At 70.9% G+C, this 14,797-nt stretch carries 15 protein-coding genes; 5 read left to right on the forward strand and 10 right to left on the reverse strand.

Annotated features, from left to right (window positions below):
• Positions 1-56 precede the first annotated feature (56 nt).
• On the reverse strand, positions 57-608 hold the full coding sequence (locus QM638_RS20290) for a TetR/AcrR family transcriptional regulator (protein ID WP_415145005.1): 552 nt from the start codon (positions 606-608) through the stop codon (positions 57-59).
• Positions 609-732: 124 nt separating this feature from the next.
• On the opposite strand from QM638_RS20290, the gene QM638_RS20295 reads away from it, so the two are divergent.
• Both QM638_RS20295 and QM638_RS20300 read left to right on the forward strand, forming a co-directional pair.
• Complete coding sequence (locus QM638_RS20295; protein WP_415145007.1) at positions 733-2,196, forward strand: MFS transporter; 1,464 nt, start codon at positions 733-735, stop codon at positions 2,194-2,196.
• Between the two features lie 296 nt (positions 2,197-2,492).
• Entirely contained in the window at positions 2,493-3,893 is a 1,401-nt protein-coding gene (locus QM638_RS20300) for a glycoside hydrolase domain-containing protein (RefSeq protein WP_415145009.1), read from the forward strand.
• Between the two features lie 42 nt (positions 3,894-3,935).
• On the opposite strand, the gene QM638_RS20305 is transcribed toward QM638_RS20300, so the two are convergent.
• The 3 genes from QM638_RS20305 to purS are packed head-to-tail and all read right to left on the reverse strand — an operon-like array spanning position 3,936 to position 5,208.
• Complete coding sequence (locus tag QM638_RS20305; RefSeq protein ID WP_415145011.1) at positions 3,936-4,259, reverse strand: DUF3817 domain-containing protein; 324 nt, start codon at positions 4,257-4,259, stop codon at positions 3,936-3,938.
• On the reverse strand, positions 4,256-4,960 hold the full coding sequence (gene purQ, locus QM638_RS20310; RefSeq protein ID WP_415145013.1) for a phosphoribosylformylglycinamidine synthase subunit PurQ: 705 nt from the start codon (positions 4,958-4,960) through the stop codon (positions 4,256-4,258). The genes QM638_RS20305 and purQ overlap by 4 nt, the downstream gene beginning before the upstream one ends.
• Positions 4,960-5,208 carry a phosphoribosylformylglycinamidine synthase subunit PurS gene (purS, locus tag QM638_RS20315; RefSeq protein WP_415145015.1) on the reverse strand — a complete coding sequence of 83 codons (249 nt, stop codon included), beginning with the start codon at positions 5,206-5,208 and terminating at the stop codon, positions 4,960-4,962. The genes purQ and purS overlap by 1 nt, the downstream gene beginning before the upstream one ends.
• A 132-nt stretch (positions 5,209-5,340) precedes the next feature.
• Here purS and QM638_RS20320 point away from each other — a divergent pair, with 132 nt between their 5' ends.
• A complete protein-coding gene (locus tag QM638_RS20320) occupies positions 5,341-5,847 on the forward strand; it encodes a general stress protein (protein ID WP_415145017.1) in 507 nt (168 codons plus the stop codon).
• 189 nt (positions 5,848-6,036) lie between these two features.
• Here QM638_RS20320 and QM638_RS20325 read toward each other — a convergent pair whose 3' ends face one another.
• Together QM638_RS20325 and QM638_RS20330 are read right to left on the reverse strand one after the other, a co-directional pair.
• A complete protein-coding gene (locus QM638_RS20325) occupies positions 6,037-7,599 on the reverse strand; it encodes a long-chain-fatty-acid--CoA ligase (RefSeq protein WP_415145019.1) in 1,563 nt (520 codons plus the stop codon).
• 100 nt (positions 7,600-7,699) lie between these two features.
• Positions 7,700-8,608, reverse strand: coding sequence for a phosphoribosylaminoimidazolesuccinocarboxamide synthase (locus QM638_RS20330; protein ID WP_415145021.1), 909 nt, complete (start codon positions 8,606-8,608; stop codon positions 7,700-7,702).
• A gap of 144 nt (positions 8,609-8,752) precedes the next feature.
• On the opposite strand from QM638_RS20330, the gene QM638_RS20335 reads away from it, so the two are divergent.
• The gene (locus QM638_RS20335; RefSeq protein WP_415145023.1) at positions 8,753-9,721 is read left to right on the forward strand and encodes a sulfotransferase family protein; all 969 of its coding nucleotides are present in this window, start codon (positions 8,753-8,755) and stop codon (positions 9,719-9,721) included.
• Between the two features lie 13 nt (positions 9,722-9,734).
• Here QM638_RS20335 and QM638_RS20340 read toward each other — a convergent pair whose 3' ends face one another.
• The 3 genes from QM638_RS20340 to QM638_RS20350 form a co-directional block, all read right to left on the reverse strand.
• The gene (locus QM638_RS20340; RefSeq protein ID WP_415145024.1) at positions 9,735-10,157 is read right to left on the reverse strand and encodes a VOC family protein; all 423 of its coding nucleotides are present in this window, start codon (positions 10,155-10,157) and stop codon (positions 9,735-9,737) included.
• Positions 10,157-11,023: an ArsR/SmtB family transcription factor gene (locus tag QM638_RS20345; RefSeq protein WP_415145026.1), complete on the reverse strand. Its 867-nt coding sequence runs from the start codon at positions 11,021-11,023 to the stop codon at positions 10,157-10,159. Before QM638_RS20345 ends, QM638_RS20340 begins: the two co-directional genes overlap by 1 nt.
• An 81-nt stretch (positions 11,024-11,104) precedes the next feature.
• Positions 11,105-12,013 carry a hypothetical protein gene (locus QM638_RS20350; RefSeq protein WP_415145028.1) on the reverse strand — a complete coding sequence of 303 codons (909 nt, stop codon included), beginning with the start codon at positions 12,011-12,013 and terminating at the stop codon, positions 11,105-11,107.
• Positions 12,014-12,163: 150 nt separating this feature from the next.
• Between QM638_RS20350 and QM638_RS20355 the strand changes: the two genes are divergently transcribed.
• Positions 12,164-13,024 carry a zinc ribbon domain-containing protein gene (locus tag QM638_RS20355; RefSeq protein ID WP_415145030.1) on the forward strand — a complete coding sequence of 287 codons (861 nt, stop codon included), beginning with the start codon at positions 12,164-12,166 and terminating at the stop codon, positions 13,022-13,024.
• Positions 13,025-13,082: 58 nt separating this feature from the next.
• Here QM638_RS20355 and purB read toward each other — a convergent pair whose 3' ends face one another.
• A complete protein-coding gene (gene purB / locus QM638_RS20360) occupies positions 13,083-14,498 on the reverse strand; it encodes an adenylosuccinate lyase (RefSeq protein ID WP_415145033.1) in 1,416 nt (471 codons plus the stop codon).
• Between the last annotated feature and the right edge of the window lie 299 nt (positions 14,499-14,797).

The raw sequence follows: 14,797 nt of genomic DNA on the forward strand, positions 1-14,797 counted from the left end.
GCCGCCGATGCCCGTGCCGCTCGTGCCGCCCGGGGAGCCTCGAGGTCCGGCGGCCGTCAGTCGGCGAGGATGCCGTCGGCGATGACCGCGAGCATCGGCTCGATCTGCTCGCCACCGAGCTCGGCCTGGTCGGCCACCGAGGCGACGCCGCCGACCAACCGGGCGACCTGCAGGTTCTCCACATCCGCGCGCAGCGCCCCCTGCTCGGCGAGGGTGTCGAGAACCCGCGCGTTGGCGGCGGCGTAGATCTCGCACTTGGTCCGGATCGGGGAGTCGGGCATCCCGAGCGAACAGGTGATCCGCGCGGCCGCGCCCTTGTGGGCGGTCAGCAGGGCGACGTACTCGGTGAACCAGGCGAGCAGCTGCCCGCGTGGGCCGCCCTCGTGCGCGAGCGCCTTGTCGGCGTACTCGTTGACCCGCTCGACCCAGGCCTGCATCACCGCGTCGTGGAGCTCCTCGCGGGTGGGGAAGTGTCGGTAGAGGGTGCCCGGGCCGACCCCGGCGCGCTTGGCGATCTCGTCGAGCGGGGCATCCATGCCACGCTCCTTGAACACCTCTCGCGCGACCTCGACGATCTTGTCTCGGTTGCGCTTCGCATCGGCGCGCACAACTTTTCCTTCCCTCGACTTGCTAACCGGAGAGAGTCTCCGTATCGTAGTGGTCGAAGCGGAGCATCTCTCCGTATCTTAGTCTACGTCGGCCCACGAGGCCAGAACAGGACTTCCACACTTCATGTCCGCTACCGCGTACCAGCGCGCCCAGAATCCGGCCCATCAGCGCCAGGGCAACGAACTACCCACCGAACTCCCACCCCACGCAGGGCGCGCCGCCCTCGGAATCTTCATCGTCCTTCTCGCCCAGCTCATGCTCGTGCTCGACGGCACCGTGGTGAACGTCGCGCTGCCGCACATCTCCGGCGACCTCGGCTTCAGCGCCGCCGGGCTCTCCTGGGTGCTCAACGGCTACACCCTCGCCTTCGGCGGCCTGCTGCTCCTCGGCGGCCGGCTCGGCGACGTCTTCGGCCGACTCCGCGTCTTCTGGATCGGGGTCGCCATCTTCACCGCCTTCTCGCTGATCGGCGGACTGGCCCTCAGCCCCGCGATGCTCATCGTCAGCCGGGCCCTCCAAGGCGTCGGGGCGGCCGTCGCGGCACCCTCGGTGCTGGCCCTGCTCACCACCAGCGCCCCGGACGCGGCGGCACGCAATCGCGCGCTCGGCCTGTTCACGGCCGTCTCCTCCGGCGGCGGCGCGCTCGGCCTGCTGCTCGGCGGCGTGCTGACCGACGCGCTCTCCTGGCGCTGGACGCTGTTCATCAACGTGCCGATCGGCATCGGCATCCTGCTGAGCGTACGGCGCTTCGTCGCGGAGACCCCGCGACGACCCGGCCGCTTCGACGTGGTCGGCGCGATCGCCGCCACCGGCGGTGCGGTCTCGATCGTCTGGGCGCTGATCAGCGCCCCGGACCACGGCTGGGGATCCTGGCAGACCGTCGGCGGCCTGCTCCTCGGCGCCGCGTTGCTGGCCACCCTCGCGGTGACCGAGACCCGGGTGAGCCACCCGCTCCTGCGGCCCGCGCTGCTGCGGGACCGCCACCGGGTGGCCGGGCTGGTCATCATGGCCTCGTTCTTCGGCGGCATGATGGCGATCTTCTTCCTGCTGGTGCAGTTCCTCGAGGACGACCTCGGCTTCTCACCGCTGCAGACCGGCTTCGCCTTCCTGCCGATGCCGCTGAGCATCTTCACCCTGTCCCGGATCACGCCGCGGCTGGTCTCCCGGTTCGGTCCGGTGCCGCCGATCGTGGTCGGGACCGCCGGCGTGACGCTCGCCTTCCTGCGGCTGGCCGACCTGGCGTCGGGCAGCACCTACCTGGCGGTCTTCCCGGCCCTGCTCCTGCTCGGCATCTCGGCGGGGCTGACCTTCATGCCGATCACCGCGCTGATCCTGCGCGGAGTGGAACCGGAGCATGCCGGCGCCGCCTCCGGCCTGCTGCAGACCATGCAGCAGCTGGGCGGCTCGATCGGCCTGGCCGTGATCACCTCGGTCTACGCCGCTCATGCCGTGTCCGGAGACTTCCTGCACGGCGCACGCTACGGCTTCGCCGCCGCCGCGGTGCTCGCCGGGATCGCGCTGCTCAGCGCGTTGACCCTGGTCATCCGCCGGTCGCCGTACCGCCGGACGGTGGCGCAGGCCGACTGACACCGGGTGGCCCGGTCCCGGGTGGCCCGCCTGGTGGTCTCCCCGGTTCCGCGGCTCCGCGGCTCCCTCGGGTCTCCTCTGGGGGGTAACACGTCGTTCGCCTAGGTAGCAGCCTGTTGCAGCAGGCTGCTACCTAGGTGGACAACGTGTTACCCCCCCAGCGCCACTCCCCCAGCGCCGCTCACCCCCCGGCCACACCGGACATATACCCACCCCGGGTATCAGCGAATTACAGATTTGTAGTTCATTGATACCCCTGTGACTGGTGTGACTTGTGTGGTTATCGTGACGGCGCTATGACGAAACTGAGCGCGATCTTCCCCCGCCGACGTACCGCCAGTGGAGCTCTGGGGAGCCTCCTGGTCGGTGTCGTCGCTGCGACGCTTCTCCTCGCCAACAGCGAATCGCCGAGCACCACCGACTCGGTGGAGCTGGCCAGCAGCAATCCGGTCACCCCCGGCAACTTCACCGGCTTCGGCTTCGACCAGTGCCAGGCGCCGAGCCAGAAGGCGATGAACGCCTGGTTGCGGAAGTCGCCCTTCCTGGGCGTCGGGATCTACATCGCCGGCAAGTCCCGCGGCTGTCGTCACCAGACCTACCTCAATGCCACCTGGGTCCACACCCAACTGGCCAAGGGCTGGCGACTGCTGCCGATCACGCTCGGTCCGCAGGCCTCCTGCCAGCCCAACTTCCCGCGCTACGGCGACGACCCGACGATCAAGCCGAAGCCGGCTCATCTCTACGTCAAGGCCCGCCGCCAGGGCCGGGCGCAGGCGGTCAACACGATCAAGGCCGCCAAGGCACTCGGCATCACCGCCGGCAGCGTCATGTACTACGACCTGGAGAGCTTCACCTACAGCAACACCCGGTGTCGCGAGTCGGCGATGTGGTTCGTCTCGGCGTGGACGAAGAAGGTCCGCGAGCTCGGCTACCAGGCCGGTCTCTACTCCAGCGCCGCCTCGGGGATCAAGGCGATGGACGCCAAGCGGGCGAACCGGCCGAAGGGCTTCGTGCTGCCCAACCAGATCTGGATCGCCGACTGGGACGGCAAGGCCGGCACCACCTCGACGTACGTCTCGAACTCGGGTTGGACCGGTCACCAGCGGATCAAGCAGTACCAGGGTGGCCACAACGAGACCTGGGGCGGCGTACGGATCAACATCGACCGGGACTACCTCGACGTCGGCAAGGGCTCGGTGGCGCCGGCCGTCAGCCACTGCGGGGGCACCACCGTGTCGTTCACCAAATACCCAGCGGTGAAGCCGCCGACGAAGAAGGCGGTCCCCAACCCGTCCTACGTGAAGGCGCTCAAGTGCCTGCTCAAGGAGCGCGGATCGTTCACCAGCAAGAACATGACCGGCCTGTACGGCCCCGGGCTGCGGCAGGCGATCAACGCCTGGCAGCGAGCCCACGGCTTCGAGATCAACCCGATCTTCGGCCGCAAGAACTGGATGTCACTGTTCGCGACCGGCTCGCGGCCGCTGCTCAAGCGCGGCTCGGCGAGCGAGCGGGTGCGCGACATGCAGCGCGCGCTGAACGCCGTCGACAAGAGCTTCGGCGTGTCGGTCACCGGGGTCTACGACTACCAGACCCAGGTCGCCGTCACCCGCTACCAGAAGAGTCTGGGCGGCGCCGGCATCGGGTACGGCAACTCGGCGACCTGGAAGGCGCTGGCCAAGGGCCGGTTCACGTCCTGAGTACGCCGGAGCCGTCCCGGTCCCGACCGCCGGCCGACGACCTCAGGCGTCGGCCTGCGGCGTGCTCCACCGCGGTGCGATCCAGCCGCGGCGCTCGGACCGGATCTCGAACCACAGCGTCATCAGGGGCGGGACCGAGGAGATCAGCGCGAGGGTCAGGCGACCCACCGGCCAGCGCTGGTCCCGGCCGACCACCAGACAGGTCAACACGTAGGCGATGAAGCAGACGCCGTGGATCGGACCCATCACCTGGACACCCTGCGGACCGAGCACGACGACGTACTTGAAGAACATGCCGATCAACAGGCCCAGCCAGGAGCAGGCCTCGGCGATGGCGACGATCCGGAACAGGCGCTGCGGACTCATGCCGGCACCCACCCGGCCCGAACCGTCCCGGCCAGCGCGGCGAGCGAGGTGAAGAAGCCGAGGCCGTCGGTGCCCCGCCCGGCCGACGGGCCGGTGAGCTCCTCGACCGCGTGCTCGGGGTGGGGCATCAGGCCGACCACGTTGCCGGCCTCGTTGGTGATCCCGGCGATGTCGCGCTGCGAGCCGTTGGGGTTGACCTCGAGGTAGCGCGCGACCACCCGCCCCTCGCCCTCGAGCCGGTCCAGGGTGGCCTCGTCGGCGACGTACTGCCCCTCACCGTTCTTCAGTGGTACGACGATCTCCTGGCCGGCCTGGTAGGCGGCGGTCCAGGCGGTGTCGGCGTTCTCGATCCGCAGCCGCTGGTCACGGCAGACGAATCTGCGCGCCTGGTTGCGGATGAGTGCGCCGGGCAGCAGGTGGGACTCGCACAGGATCTGGAAGCCGTTGCAGATGCCGAGCACCGGCAGACCCCGGCCGGCCGCGGCGATGATCTCGGTCATCACCGGCGAGAACCGCGAGATGGCGCCGCAGCGCAGGTAGTCGCCGTAGGAGAAGCCGCCCGGCAGCACGACCGCCTCCACGCCGCGCAGGTCATGGTCGCCGTGCCACAGCGGGACCGCCTCGTCTCCGGCCACGCCGACCGCGCGAGCGGCGTCGACGTCGTCGAGGGTGCCGGGGAAGGTGACCACCCCGACCCGCATCAGGCGGTCTCCTCGACGCGGACGGTGTAGTTCTCGATGACGGTGTTGGCCAGGAACGTCTCGGCCATCTTCTCCACCTCGGCGAGCATCGCATCGCTCACCTCGTCGACCTCGAGCTCGAAGCGCTTGCCCTGGCGGACGTCGCTGACCCCGGAGAAGCCGAGCCGGGGCAGCGCGCCGAGGACCGCCTTGCCTTGCGGGTCGAGAATTTCGGGCTTGGGCATGACGTCGACGACGACTCGCGGCACAGGGATCTCCTGGGTGAGGGTGCGGCTGCGTCCCGCAGTCTATCGGGCCACCCGCGGCGTCGGTGGCGTCGGTGGCCGCCACCGACAGCAGGCTCACAGTCGCCGCACCGCGATGTGCGGCAGACTGGGGCCATGAGCCTCCCTCACAGTCCCGGGGCCACCACCTCCCCGCTCAAGCTCCAGTTCCCGCAGTCGCTCGCCACCTATGACGACTACTCGGCGGCCCAGCGCACCGTCGACTTCCTCTCCGATCACGAGTTCCCGGTGGAGAACTGCATGATCGTGGGCACCGACCTCAAGCAGCTCGAGCGGATCACCGGCCGGTTGACCTGGGGCCGGGTCGCGGCCGCCGGCATCGTCTCCGGCCTCTGGTTCGGGCTGTTCATCGGGATCGTGCTGTCGATGTTCAGCACCAGCGGCTGGCTCGGCGTGGTCATCTCCACGATGCTCTTCGGCGCCCTCTTCGGGTTGATCTGGTCCCTGGTCGGGTACGGCGCCACCCGCGGCCAACGGGACTTCTCCTCGGTCACCCGGGTGGTGGCGACCAAGTACGAGGTGCTCGTCGAGCACAAGGTCGCGGCCCAGGCCCGCGAGCTGCTCGCCAAGCTGCCGGGGGCGCTGCCGAACCCGTTCGAGTAGCCCGCCGTCAGGCACGCCCGCCGAGCAGAGGCAAATGGTCTCCCCCGCTCCGCCGACCATGTGCCTCTGCTCGGCCATTTGCCTCTGCTCGGCCCGCATGAGCGCTCCGCGCCATGCGCCCCGTGGGACAGGTCGCCTGCAGGGTTCTGGGGGTATTGCCTGCAAGTCCTGGAGCTCTGGAGGGGCCGGTCAGGAGAGCTCTCGCTTGAGGATCTTGCCGGTGGCGGTCATCGGCAGGGTGTCGACGATCTGGACGATGCGCGGGTACTTGTAGGCGGCCATGTTCTCCTTCGCCCAGGCGACGATCTCCTCGGGCGTCGCGACCGCGCCGGGCTTGAGGATCAGGTAGGCCTTGATCTCCTCGCCGTGGCTCTCGTGCGGCACGCCGATGACCGCCGCCAACGAGACGGCCGGGTGGGTGAGCAGCACCTCCTCGATCTCGCGCGGATAGACGTTGAACCCGCCGCGGATGATCATCTCCTTGGCCCGGTCGACGATGTAGTACCAGCCGTCGGCGTCTCGGCGGCCGAGGTCGCCGGTGCGGAACCAGCCGTCCGCGTCGATGGCCTCGGCGGTCGCCTCGGGACGCCGGTAGTAGCCCTTCATCACGTTGTGGCCCCTGACCGCGATCTCGCCGATCGCGTCGGGCTCGGTGACCTCCTCCCAGGTGCCGACGGCGAGCAGCTTCATCTCCACTCCGGGGATGGGCACGCCGATCGAGCCGACCCGAGCCGGCTCGCCGTACACCGAGAAGCTCGCCACCGGGGAGGTCTCCGAGAGCCCGTAGCCCTCCAGGATGACGATCCCGAACCGGGCCTCGAACTCCCGGTGCACCTCCACCGGCAGCGCGGAGCCGCCGGCGGCGGCGATCCGCAGGTTCGCCTTGATCCTCGCCACGTCGATGCTCTCGTCGAGCGCGCCGAGCAGCCCCCAGTACATGGTGGGCACGCCGGCGAAGAAGCTGACCCGCTCGCGCAGCATCAGCTCCAGCGCGGCCCGGGCCTCGAAGCGCGGCAGCAGGACGATGGTGCCGCCGAAGCCGAGGGCGGCGTTCTGGATCACCGTCTGGCCGAAGGTGTGGAAGAGCGGCAGCACGCACAGGTAGGTGTCGGGTCTGGCCTTGTCGGCGCCGAAGAGCCGGGAGCCGCTCAGGGCGTTGTCGCGCATGTTGCGATGCCGCAGCTCGGCGCCCTTCGGCTGACCGGTGGTGCCGGAGGTGTAGAGGATGACGCAGGTGTCGTCCTCGTCGCAGACGACGGTCTCGAACGTCGGCGGCTGCCCGGCGAGCGCCTGTCCCAGCGTCTCGGTGCCCTCGATCGGCGAGGCGGCCGCCGGATCGGCGGTGATGACGACGAAGTCGGTGCAGCCCTCGGCCTGGGTGAACCCGGCGTGGGCCTCCTGTCCGATCGGCAGCTCCGGGGTGCCTTCGAAGGCGAAGAGCGCCTTCGCGTCCGAATCGCCGAGGTGGTAGGCCACCTCGCGGCCCTTGAGCAGGATGTTGAGCGGTACGACGACCGCACCGGCCTTGAGGATGCCGAAGTAGACGATGGTGAAGTAGGGCAGGTTCGGGCAGCTCAGCGCCACCTTGTCGCCGGGCCGGATGCCGCGCCCGACCAGCAGGTTGGCGACCTGGTTGGCGGCCCCGTCGACCTGGGCATAGGTCAGCCGCACGTCACCGAGGACGATGGCCGTGCGGTCCGGGAACTCGACGGTGCTGTCTTCGAGCAGGGACGCGAGGTTGTACGTCGGCACGGGGTCCTCCATCGCCGTCGGTGAAGTGGTGGTGTGCCAAACCTACCGGTGAGTCACGTCGCCCGGGCCGCGTCCTCGGCGCAGGCGTCGCCCGCTCGGCTCAGAAGGCCCGCCCGGTGAGCCTCTCGTACGCCTCGACGTACCGGGCGCGGGTGCGAGCCACGATCTCCTCGGGCAGCGGCGGCGGCTCGGCGGTGCTGGTGTGGTCCCAGCCGGAGGCGGGCGATCGCAGCCAGCGGCGGATGACGTCCTTGTCGAAGGAGGGCAGCGGACCCCCCGGGCGCCATTCGGCGGCGTCCCAGTAGCGCGACGAGTCCGGGGTGAGCACCTCGTCGGCGAGCACGATCCGTCCCGCCTGCTCACCGGCCTCGTCGCGGCCGAACTCGAACTTGGTGTCGGCCAGGATCAGCCCGGCTCCGCGGGCGATCTCCTCGGCACGGGCGTAGATCGCGAGCGTCAGCCGGCGCAGCTCGGTCGCGTCGCTCTCCCCGATCCGCGTGGTGACCCGGTCGAAGGTCACGTTCTCGTCGTGGTCGCCGAGCTGGGCCTTGGTCGCCGGGGTGAAGATCGGCTCCGGCAGCCGGCTGCCGTCGATCAGCCCGGCCGGCAGCGCGATCCCGCAGACCTCGCCGGTGGCGTCGTACTCCCGCAGGCCCGAGCCGGTCAGGTAGCCACGTGCCACGCACTCGACCTCGAACATCCCGAGCCGGCGGCAGATCACCGCGCGACCGGCCACCTCGGCGGGCACGTCGGTGGACAGGACGTGATGCGGCACCAGGTCGGCGAACTGGTCGAACCACCACAGCGAGAGCCGGGTGAGGATCTCGCCCTTGTCCGGGATGGTGGTGTCGAAGACGTGGTCGAAGGCCGAGATGCGGTCGCTGGCCACCATCAGCAGCTGACCGGCGTACCGGCCGCCGGTGAGCTCGTAGAGGTCACGGACCTTGCCGGAGTGCAGGTGCCTGGCACCGTCGATCGCGGGAGCGGGCGGGAGGTCGAGGTCGGCCACGCAGCAAGCCTAGCGAAGCCGCCCGGCCGGGCGGGGTGGTGTCGGATGGCGCCGGGGCCTGCCTGCCGGACGGGCGAGACGCGAGGACCGTTCGCGTGCCACACTGTTAGTCACGTTTCTTACTCGACTTAGGCAGGAGGGCGGATGTCGCGACCACCGGCTCCGGACTTCATCATCATCGGCGCCCCCAAGGCCGGGACGACCGCCCTGCACTCCGCGCTCGCCCGCCATCCTCAGGTCTTCGTCTCCCAGCCCAAGGAGCCGAAGTACTGGATGTGCGACGATGCCCCACCGCCGCACTGGCGCGGCCCGGGCGACAAGCACTCCCAGCAGGAGTGGGTCTGGCAGTGGGAGGAGTACCAGGCGCTCTTCGCCGACGCCCCCGGTGACCGGCTGCGCGGCGAGAGCACGCCGTTCTACCTGTGGAGTCGCGGCGCCCATCGCCGGATCGCGGAGTCGTTGCCCGAGGTGCGGCTGATCGCGGTGGTGCGCGATCCGATCGATCGGGCCTACTCCAACTGGATGCACCTGTGGTGTGACGGCCTCGAGCCGATCGGCGACTTCCTGGCGGCGTTCGGCCGCGAGCGGAGCCGGATCAGGTCCGGCTACGCACCGTTCTGGCGCTACCGCGAGCTCGGCCTGTACGGCGAGCAGCTCGCCCACCTGTACCGGCACGTGGATCCGGCCCGCGTGCTGGTGGTGCGCTACAAGGAGATCGTCGACGAGCCGTGCGCGACCCTCGACCGGGCCTGCGCCTTCCTCGGCATCGAGGGCGGGCACATCCCGCGGATCCCGGCGGACAACTCGCGCACCTACGTCGAGCCCGGCTGGCGGTCCCGCGCGCTCGGGCCCGTGGTCCGGGGCGGTGCCTGGCTGGGGCAGTTCGCGCCGCCACGGCTGTGGCGCGGCGCCGAGCCGTTCCTGCGCCGCCGCCTCGCCGGACCCGGTCAGGCGACCCGCCCGCTGCTCACCGCCGACCAGCGTCAACAGCTGCTGCCCGCCTTCGCCGACGACGTCGCGCTGCTCTCCGAGGTCACCGGACGGGACTACTCCGACTGGCTCTCCGCGGCCAGTCGGGGCTCGTTCGCCCAGCGCTCCGTCGAGTCCGCGTGACCCTCACCCGGGATCACCGAGTCCCCCGCGCCCCCGCATCTGCCGCGCTCGGGACCACCCGCTGGACCAGCTGGACCGGGTGTCCGTCGGGGTCCTCCACGAAGGCGACCCGGAGCCTCCCGTCGAGGAACGGATGCGGGCCACGATGATCCGCCGCGCCGACCGACAACGCATGTGCGTACGCCGCCTCGACATCGTCGGTCCACAGCGTCATCGCGGCGCGGTGGCCCTCGACGACCGGCGTGATCCCATGACTCTCGGCGGCGGGCCCCGGCAGGGCGAGCCCGAGTGCGAAGCCGCCGAGGTCCATCTCGATCTTCACCGGGTCCTGCCGGGGCGCCCGGAACCGCTCGACGAAGCCGAACTCGGCGTAGAACGCGGCCGCCCGCTCGCAGTCGGCCACGAAGAGGATCACCTGCGGGTCGGTGAACTCCATCAGCCCGACATCCCGTCGGGCAGACCGGCGCCGGTCTCGACGTACGACTTGAGGCTGTTGACCAGGAACAACCAGCCGCCGGCGGCCTGCCTGCCGGTCTCGGTGCCGGCCACTCCACGGTGTTCCACGGTGAGCAGGGTCACGGCGCCCCGCTGTTCGAGCAGCCAGGTCACCTCGCTGGGCGCATCCGCCGTCACCTCCTCGTCCCAGATCGCGTCGAAGGTCTGGACCAGCCGCGTCGGGGCGTCGACCTCGATGTTGCGACCGGTGATCAGCGCCACGCCGTCGGCGTTCGCACAGGCGTAGTCGGCTTCGGGCTCGGCGCTGGTCATCGAGCACCCGAAGTACCAGTGGCGAGCCTCCTCGGTCGTGATCGCCTCCCATACCCGATCGATCGGCGCATTGATGAGGACCTGCTGGACGAGGTCGGGTGCGGCGGTCCCGGCCGCCTTGGCGGCCCCGGTGGACTCGGTGGACTCGGTGGACTCGGTGGACTCGGTGGACATGGTCTTCCCTTCCGTTGAGGTCGATGCCGAGGTCACCTCGAGGCGGTCGCGGAGCCGGACGAGACGGCTGCCCCAGCTGACGGTGTAGTCGGTGGTCCACCCGCGGGCCAGGTCCAGCAGCGGTGTCGGATTGAGATAGCAGAGCCGTCGCCGGCCCACCTTGCGGGTCACCACGAGCCCGGCCTGCTCGAGCACGCCGACGTGCTTGAGCACGGCATGACGGCCGAGATGCGGCAGCGCGGCCTCGAGCTCCTTGACCGGCCGACCGTCCTCGGCCCGCAGCAGGTCGAGGATCGTCCGGCGACCGGCGTCGGCGACCGCGGCGATGGTGGTCGCGGGGTCGTAGCCGCCGGAAGGCATGTCCGGGACAATAGGTGACTTTCAAGTCACCTGTCAAGCGCGAACGATCGGCACGCGGGCGTACGCCGGCACCGACCAGGATCAGCGGACCATGGTGACCAGGTCGTGTGCGCCGTCCGGACGAGCCGCCTCGACGTAGAACCTGGTGCGACCGTCGGGCAGCGGCACCGCGCTGACGTAGCGGAAGGCACCATCGGCGTACGGCGACCGGATCGGCGCCATCCCGGAGTCGGGGACCAGCCGGGCGCCGTCCCAGCGCGCCACGCCGGTCGTCTCGTACCAGTTCGAGGCGGCATCGGGCCGGCCGTCGTAGAGCACGGTCAGCGGCTCGTGGCAGAGCACAGTGGTGACCCGGGCGCCCCGGGCGTCCCAGGTCCCGGGACGGCCGCCGAGCACGACGCCGTGATCGACCCAGGCCAGCCCGTCGCCACTGGTCAGGTAGCGGGTGGTCATCCGATCCTCGTGGCCCGGCTCGGTCAGCGGGTGAGCGCACAGCCACATCTCCCAGCCCCGCTCGCGGGTGAGCGTGATGACCGGGTCCTTGACCGCCGTACGCTCGTCGCCGGGCAGGATCACCGCGCGCTCGCCCCCGGCCAGCTCGGCGGGATCGGCAGCGGTCAGGCTGTCCACCCACCAGTGCTTCGAGCCCCAGGTGGCACAGGAGAGGTAGAGCCGCCAGCGCCGCGGCGCCGAGCCTTCGGCAGGCAGCGGCACCAGCACCGGCCGCTCCAGCGACTCGCAGCCGAACTGGTCGCGGCCGACCTCGGCGACCGTCTCGAACTCGACGCCGTCGGTCGAGCGCGCCACCGTGACCGTCACCCCACGGCCGTCGGCCAGCGGACGGCGGTTGCGCCAGACCAGCCAGAAGACCGAGTCCACCAGCACCGCACTGGCCGCGCCCGCCCAGTTGCCCGGGCCCGCCCCGGGGGCCGGGACCACGAGCTCGGCGTCGTCGAACGAGGGCAGCAGCGAGGTGGCGGTGAGCGTCATGCCGGCCATGATAGTTGAGTTATTCGCCCGACATAGTCATCTCGTCCGTCGTCACCTGGTTCGCCCACGCCGCGAGCGCGCGCCGTCGACCCGATCACATCTCGAGCCGGTATTTTGCCTCCCGTCCGACGACTGCGAGGGGAGGGCCGGATGGCGACGTTCTGTACCCACTGCGGCGCCCCGCACATACCGGGCAACCGGTTCTGCACCAGCTGCGGGACGCGGTACGCCGACCCGGCCGGCGTACCCACCGCGCCACCGCCGACGGCTCCCGCACCCTCCCCTCCGACGCAGGTGCCGCCATCGGCACCGCCTCCGGCGGGGGCGCCCGGGCCTCGGCCACGTCGGGGCCGGCACTGGCTGGCGTTCCTGCTGGCGGCGCTCGTGCTGGTGATGCTCTCGGCCACCGCCGGGGCGATCGTCAACCATCGCAAGCACGACGCCACCACGCCGGCGGTCGACCAGCCGGCCACCGAGCTCACTCCGACGGGCGCCACCGACGCCCCCACCCGGGAGTCCACGCCGACCCAGACGCCGACCCAGACCCCGACCCAGACCCCGACCCAACGGGCCACCTGCTGGGACGGCAGCCGCGCCCGCAACGTGGCGGCCTGCTCCTCGCCGACCGGACGTGCCGGGCTGGCCTGGGTGTTCCCGGACATGCCGGCGAGCTGCGGCGAGTCAGGCACGTCGGCCACCCGATCGATCCTGGTCAGCTGCACGGTCACCGTCGCCGGTGGCTCCTCGGTGCGCCTCAACTACAGCCGGTGGCGCTCGCGGGCCGACGCGCTGGCCGACTACGAGCGAGCCGGTGCCACCCGGCAGCACCCCGGCGGCAACCTGGTGCGCTGGCTCTACGTCTCCGCCGACGGGCGGTACAAGGGCGCGCAGATGTACGCCACCGACCTCTGGGCGGTCACCGTGTACGCCGACAGCGCCGCCGACCGAGATCGCGCCCTCGCCCAGTACGCGGGCATGCGCCGGTGGAGCGAGCTGCGCGGCACCGGCTGAGTCCCGCAGCCGTCCGTGCTCAGGACGCGGGGTGCCCGGCGAAGCCGACCCGCGGGGGTCAGAGGATCTCGCCGGGCGCGTAGCCGGCGGCCTCGGGGTAGCGCTCGACGATCTCGCCGACCCGCGCGCACACCCGCGCCACCTGGGTCCGGGCGGCACCGGTGAAGGCGATCGGCTCGGCCACCAGCGAGTCCAGCTGAGCGGAGGTCAGCCCGAGCCGCTCGTCGGCGGCGAGCTTGGCGAAGACGTCGTTCTCGGCCTGGCCGGCGCGCATCGCGAGCGCGGTGCCCACCGCGGCGTCCTTGATCGCCTCGTGCGCCACCTCGCGGCCCACGCCGTTGCGCACCGCCGCCATCAGCACCTTGGTGGTGGCCAGGAACGGCAGGTACCGATCGAGCTCGCGCTGGACCACGGCCGGGAAGGCGCCGAACTCGTCACACACCGTCAAGAAGGTCTGGAACAGGCCGTCGGTGGCGAAGAAGGCGTCCGGCAGCGCGACCCGGCGTACCACCGAGTCGGAGACGTCGCCCTCGTTCCACTGGTCGCCGGCCAGCTCGCTGATCATCGAGAGGTGCCCGCGCAGCACCACCGCGAGCCCGTTGACCCGCTCGGTGGAGCGGGAGTTCATCTTGTGCGGCATCGCCGAGGAGCCGACCTGGCCCTCCTTGAAGCCCTCGGTGACCAGCTCGTTGCCGGCCATCAGCCGGATGGTGGTGGCCAGGTTGGACGGCCCCGCGACGAGCTGGACGAGGGCGGAGACGACGTCGAAGTCGAGCGAGCGCGGATAGACCTGGCCGACGCTGTCGAGGACCCGCTCGAAGCCGAGGTGGTCGGCCACCCGCGACTCCAGCTCGGTCAGCCTGGTCTCGTCCCCGTCGAACAGGTCGAGCATGTCCTGGGCGGTGCCCATCGGGCCCTTGATACCGCGCAGCGGGTAGCGCGCGATCAGCTCCTCGAGCCGGGCGAACGCGGCCAGCATCTCGTCGGCGACGGTGGCGAAGCGCTTGCCGAGCGTGGTGGCCTGCGCCGCCACGTTGTGGCTGCGGCCGGCCATCACGGTGGCCTCGTGCTCCGCGGCGAGGCGACCGAGCCTGGCCAGCGTCGCGACCGCACGCTGGCGCACCAGACGCAGGCTGGCCAGGATCTGGAGCTGCTCGACGTTCTCGGTCAGGTCCCGGCTGGTCATGCCCTTGTGGATGTGCTCGTGCCCGGCGAGCGCGGCGAACTCCTCGATCCGCGCCTTGACGTCGTGCCGGGTGACCCGCTCGCGGGCGGCGATCGAGGCCAGGTCGACCTGGTCGAGGACCTTCTCGTAGGCCTCGATGACGCCGTCCGGGACGTCGATGCCGAGGTCGCGCTGCGCCTTGAGCACGGCGACCCACAGCCGTCGCTCGAGGACGATCTTGTGCTCCGGTGACCAGATCCGGACCAGGTCGTCGGCGGCGTAGCGGGTGGCGAGGACATTGGGGACCATCACGATGCCCGATTCTCCCATGCCGTCGTCCGCGACGCCGATCAGCGCCGATCGGCGCCGGATCCGCCGGCTGGGCAGCCCGCACGAACGTGTCCGGCTCGATACTCGGCTCGCTACTCGACCAGTACCGGCCACGCCCGCCTCGGGCTCAGCCGAGCGAGGCGCCCTCGACCACCCCGAGCGGCTCGGCGGCGATGTCGCTGCGACGCTGCATCCCGGGGAAGGCGATCAGATCGGCCGCCGCGTACGCCGCGGCGCGGGCCGCGGCCACGTCGGCACCGGTCGCCCGCACCGCGAGC

This window comes from Nocardioides sp. (assembly GCF_047606145.1).
Classification (GTDB): Bacteria; Actinomycetota; Actinomycetes; order Propionibacteriales; family Nocardioidaceae; genus Nocardioides.

What these genes read in the sequence shown, in the direction of transcription:
- QM638_RS20350 (WP_415145028.1), bottom strand. Translation starts at nt 12,013, where the DNA reads ATGACGCTCACCGCCACCTCGCTGCTGCCCTCGTTCGACGACGCCGAG.
- purB (WP_415145033.1), bottom strand. Translation starts at nt 14,498, where the DNA reads ATGGTCCCCAATGTCCTCGCCACCCGCTACGCCGCCGACGACCTGGTC.
- QM638_RS20355 (WP_415145030.1), top strand. Translation starts at nt 12,164, where the DNA reads ATGGCGACGTTCTGTACCCACTGCGGCGCCCCGCACATACCGGGCAAC.
- QM638_RS20305 (WP_415145011.1), bottom strand. Translation starts at nt 4,259, where the DNA reads ATGAGTCCGCAGCGCCTGTTCCGGATCGTCGCCATCGCCGAGGCCTGC.
- QM638_RS20320 (WP_415145017.1), top strand. Translation starts at nt 5,341, where the DNA reads ATGAGCCTCCCTCACAGTCCCGGGGCCACCACCTCCCCGCTCAAGCTC.
- QM638_RS20300 (WP_415145009.1), top strand. Translation starts at nt 2,493, where the DNA reads ATGACGAAACTGAGCGCGATCTTCCCCCGCCGACGTACCGCCAGTGGA.
- purQ (WP_415145013.1), bottom strand. Translation starts at nt 4,960, where the DNA reads ATGCGGGTCGGGGTGGTCACCTTCCCCGGCACCCTCGACGACGTCGAC.
- QM638_RS20335 (WP_415145023.1), top strand. Translation starts at nt 8,753, where the DNA reads ATGTCGCGACCACCGGCTCCGGACTTCATCATCATCGGCGCCCCCAAG.
- QM638_RS20295 (WP_415145007.1), top strand. Translation starts at nt 733, where the DNA reads ATGTCCGCTACCGCGTACCAGCGCGCCCAGAATCCGGCCCATCAGCGC.
- QM638_RS20345 (WP_415145026.1), bottom strand. Translation starts at nt 11,023, where the DNA reads ATGCCTTCCGGCGGCTACGACCCCGCGACCACCATCGCCGCGGTCGCC.
- QM638_RS20340 (WP_415145024.1), bottom strand. Translation starts at nt 10,157, where the DNA reads ATGGAGTTCACCGACCCGCAGGTGATCCTCTTCGTGGCCGACTGCGAG.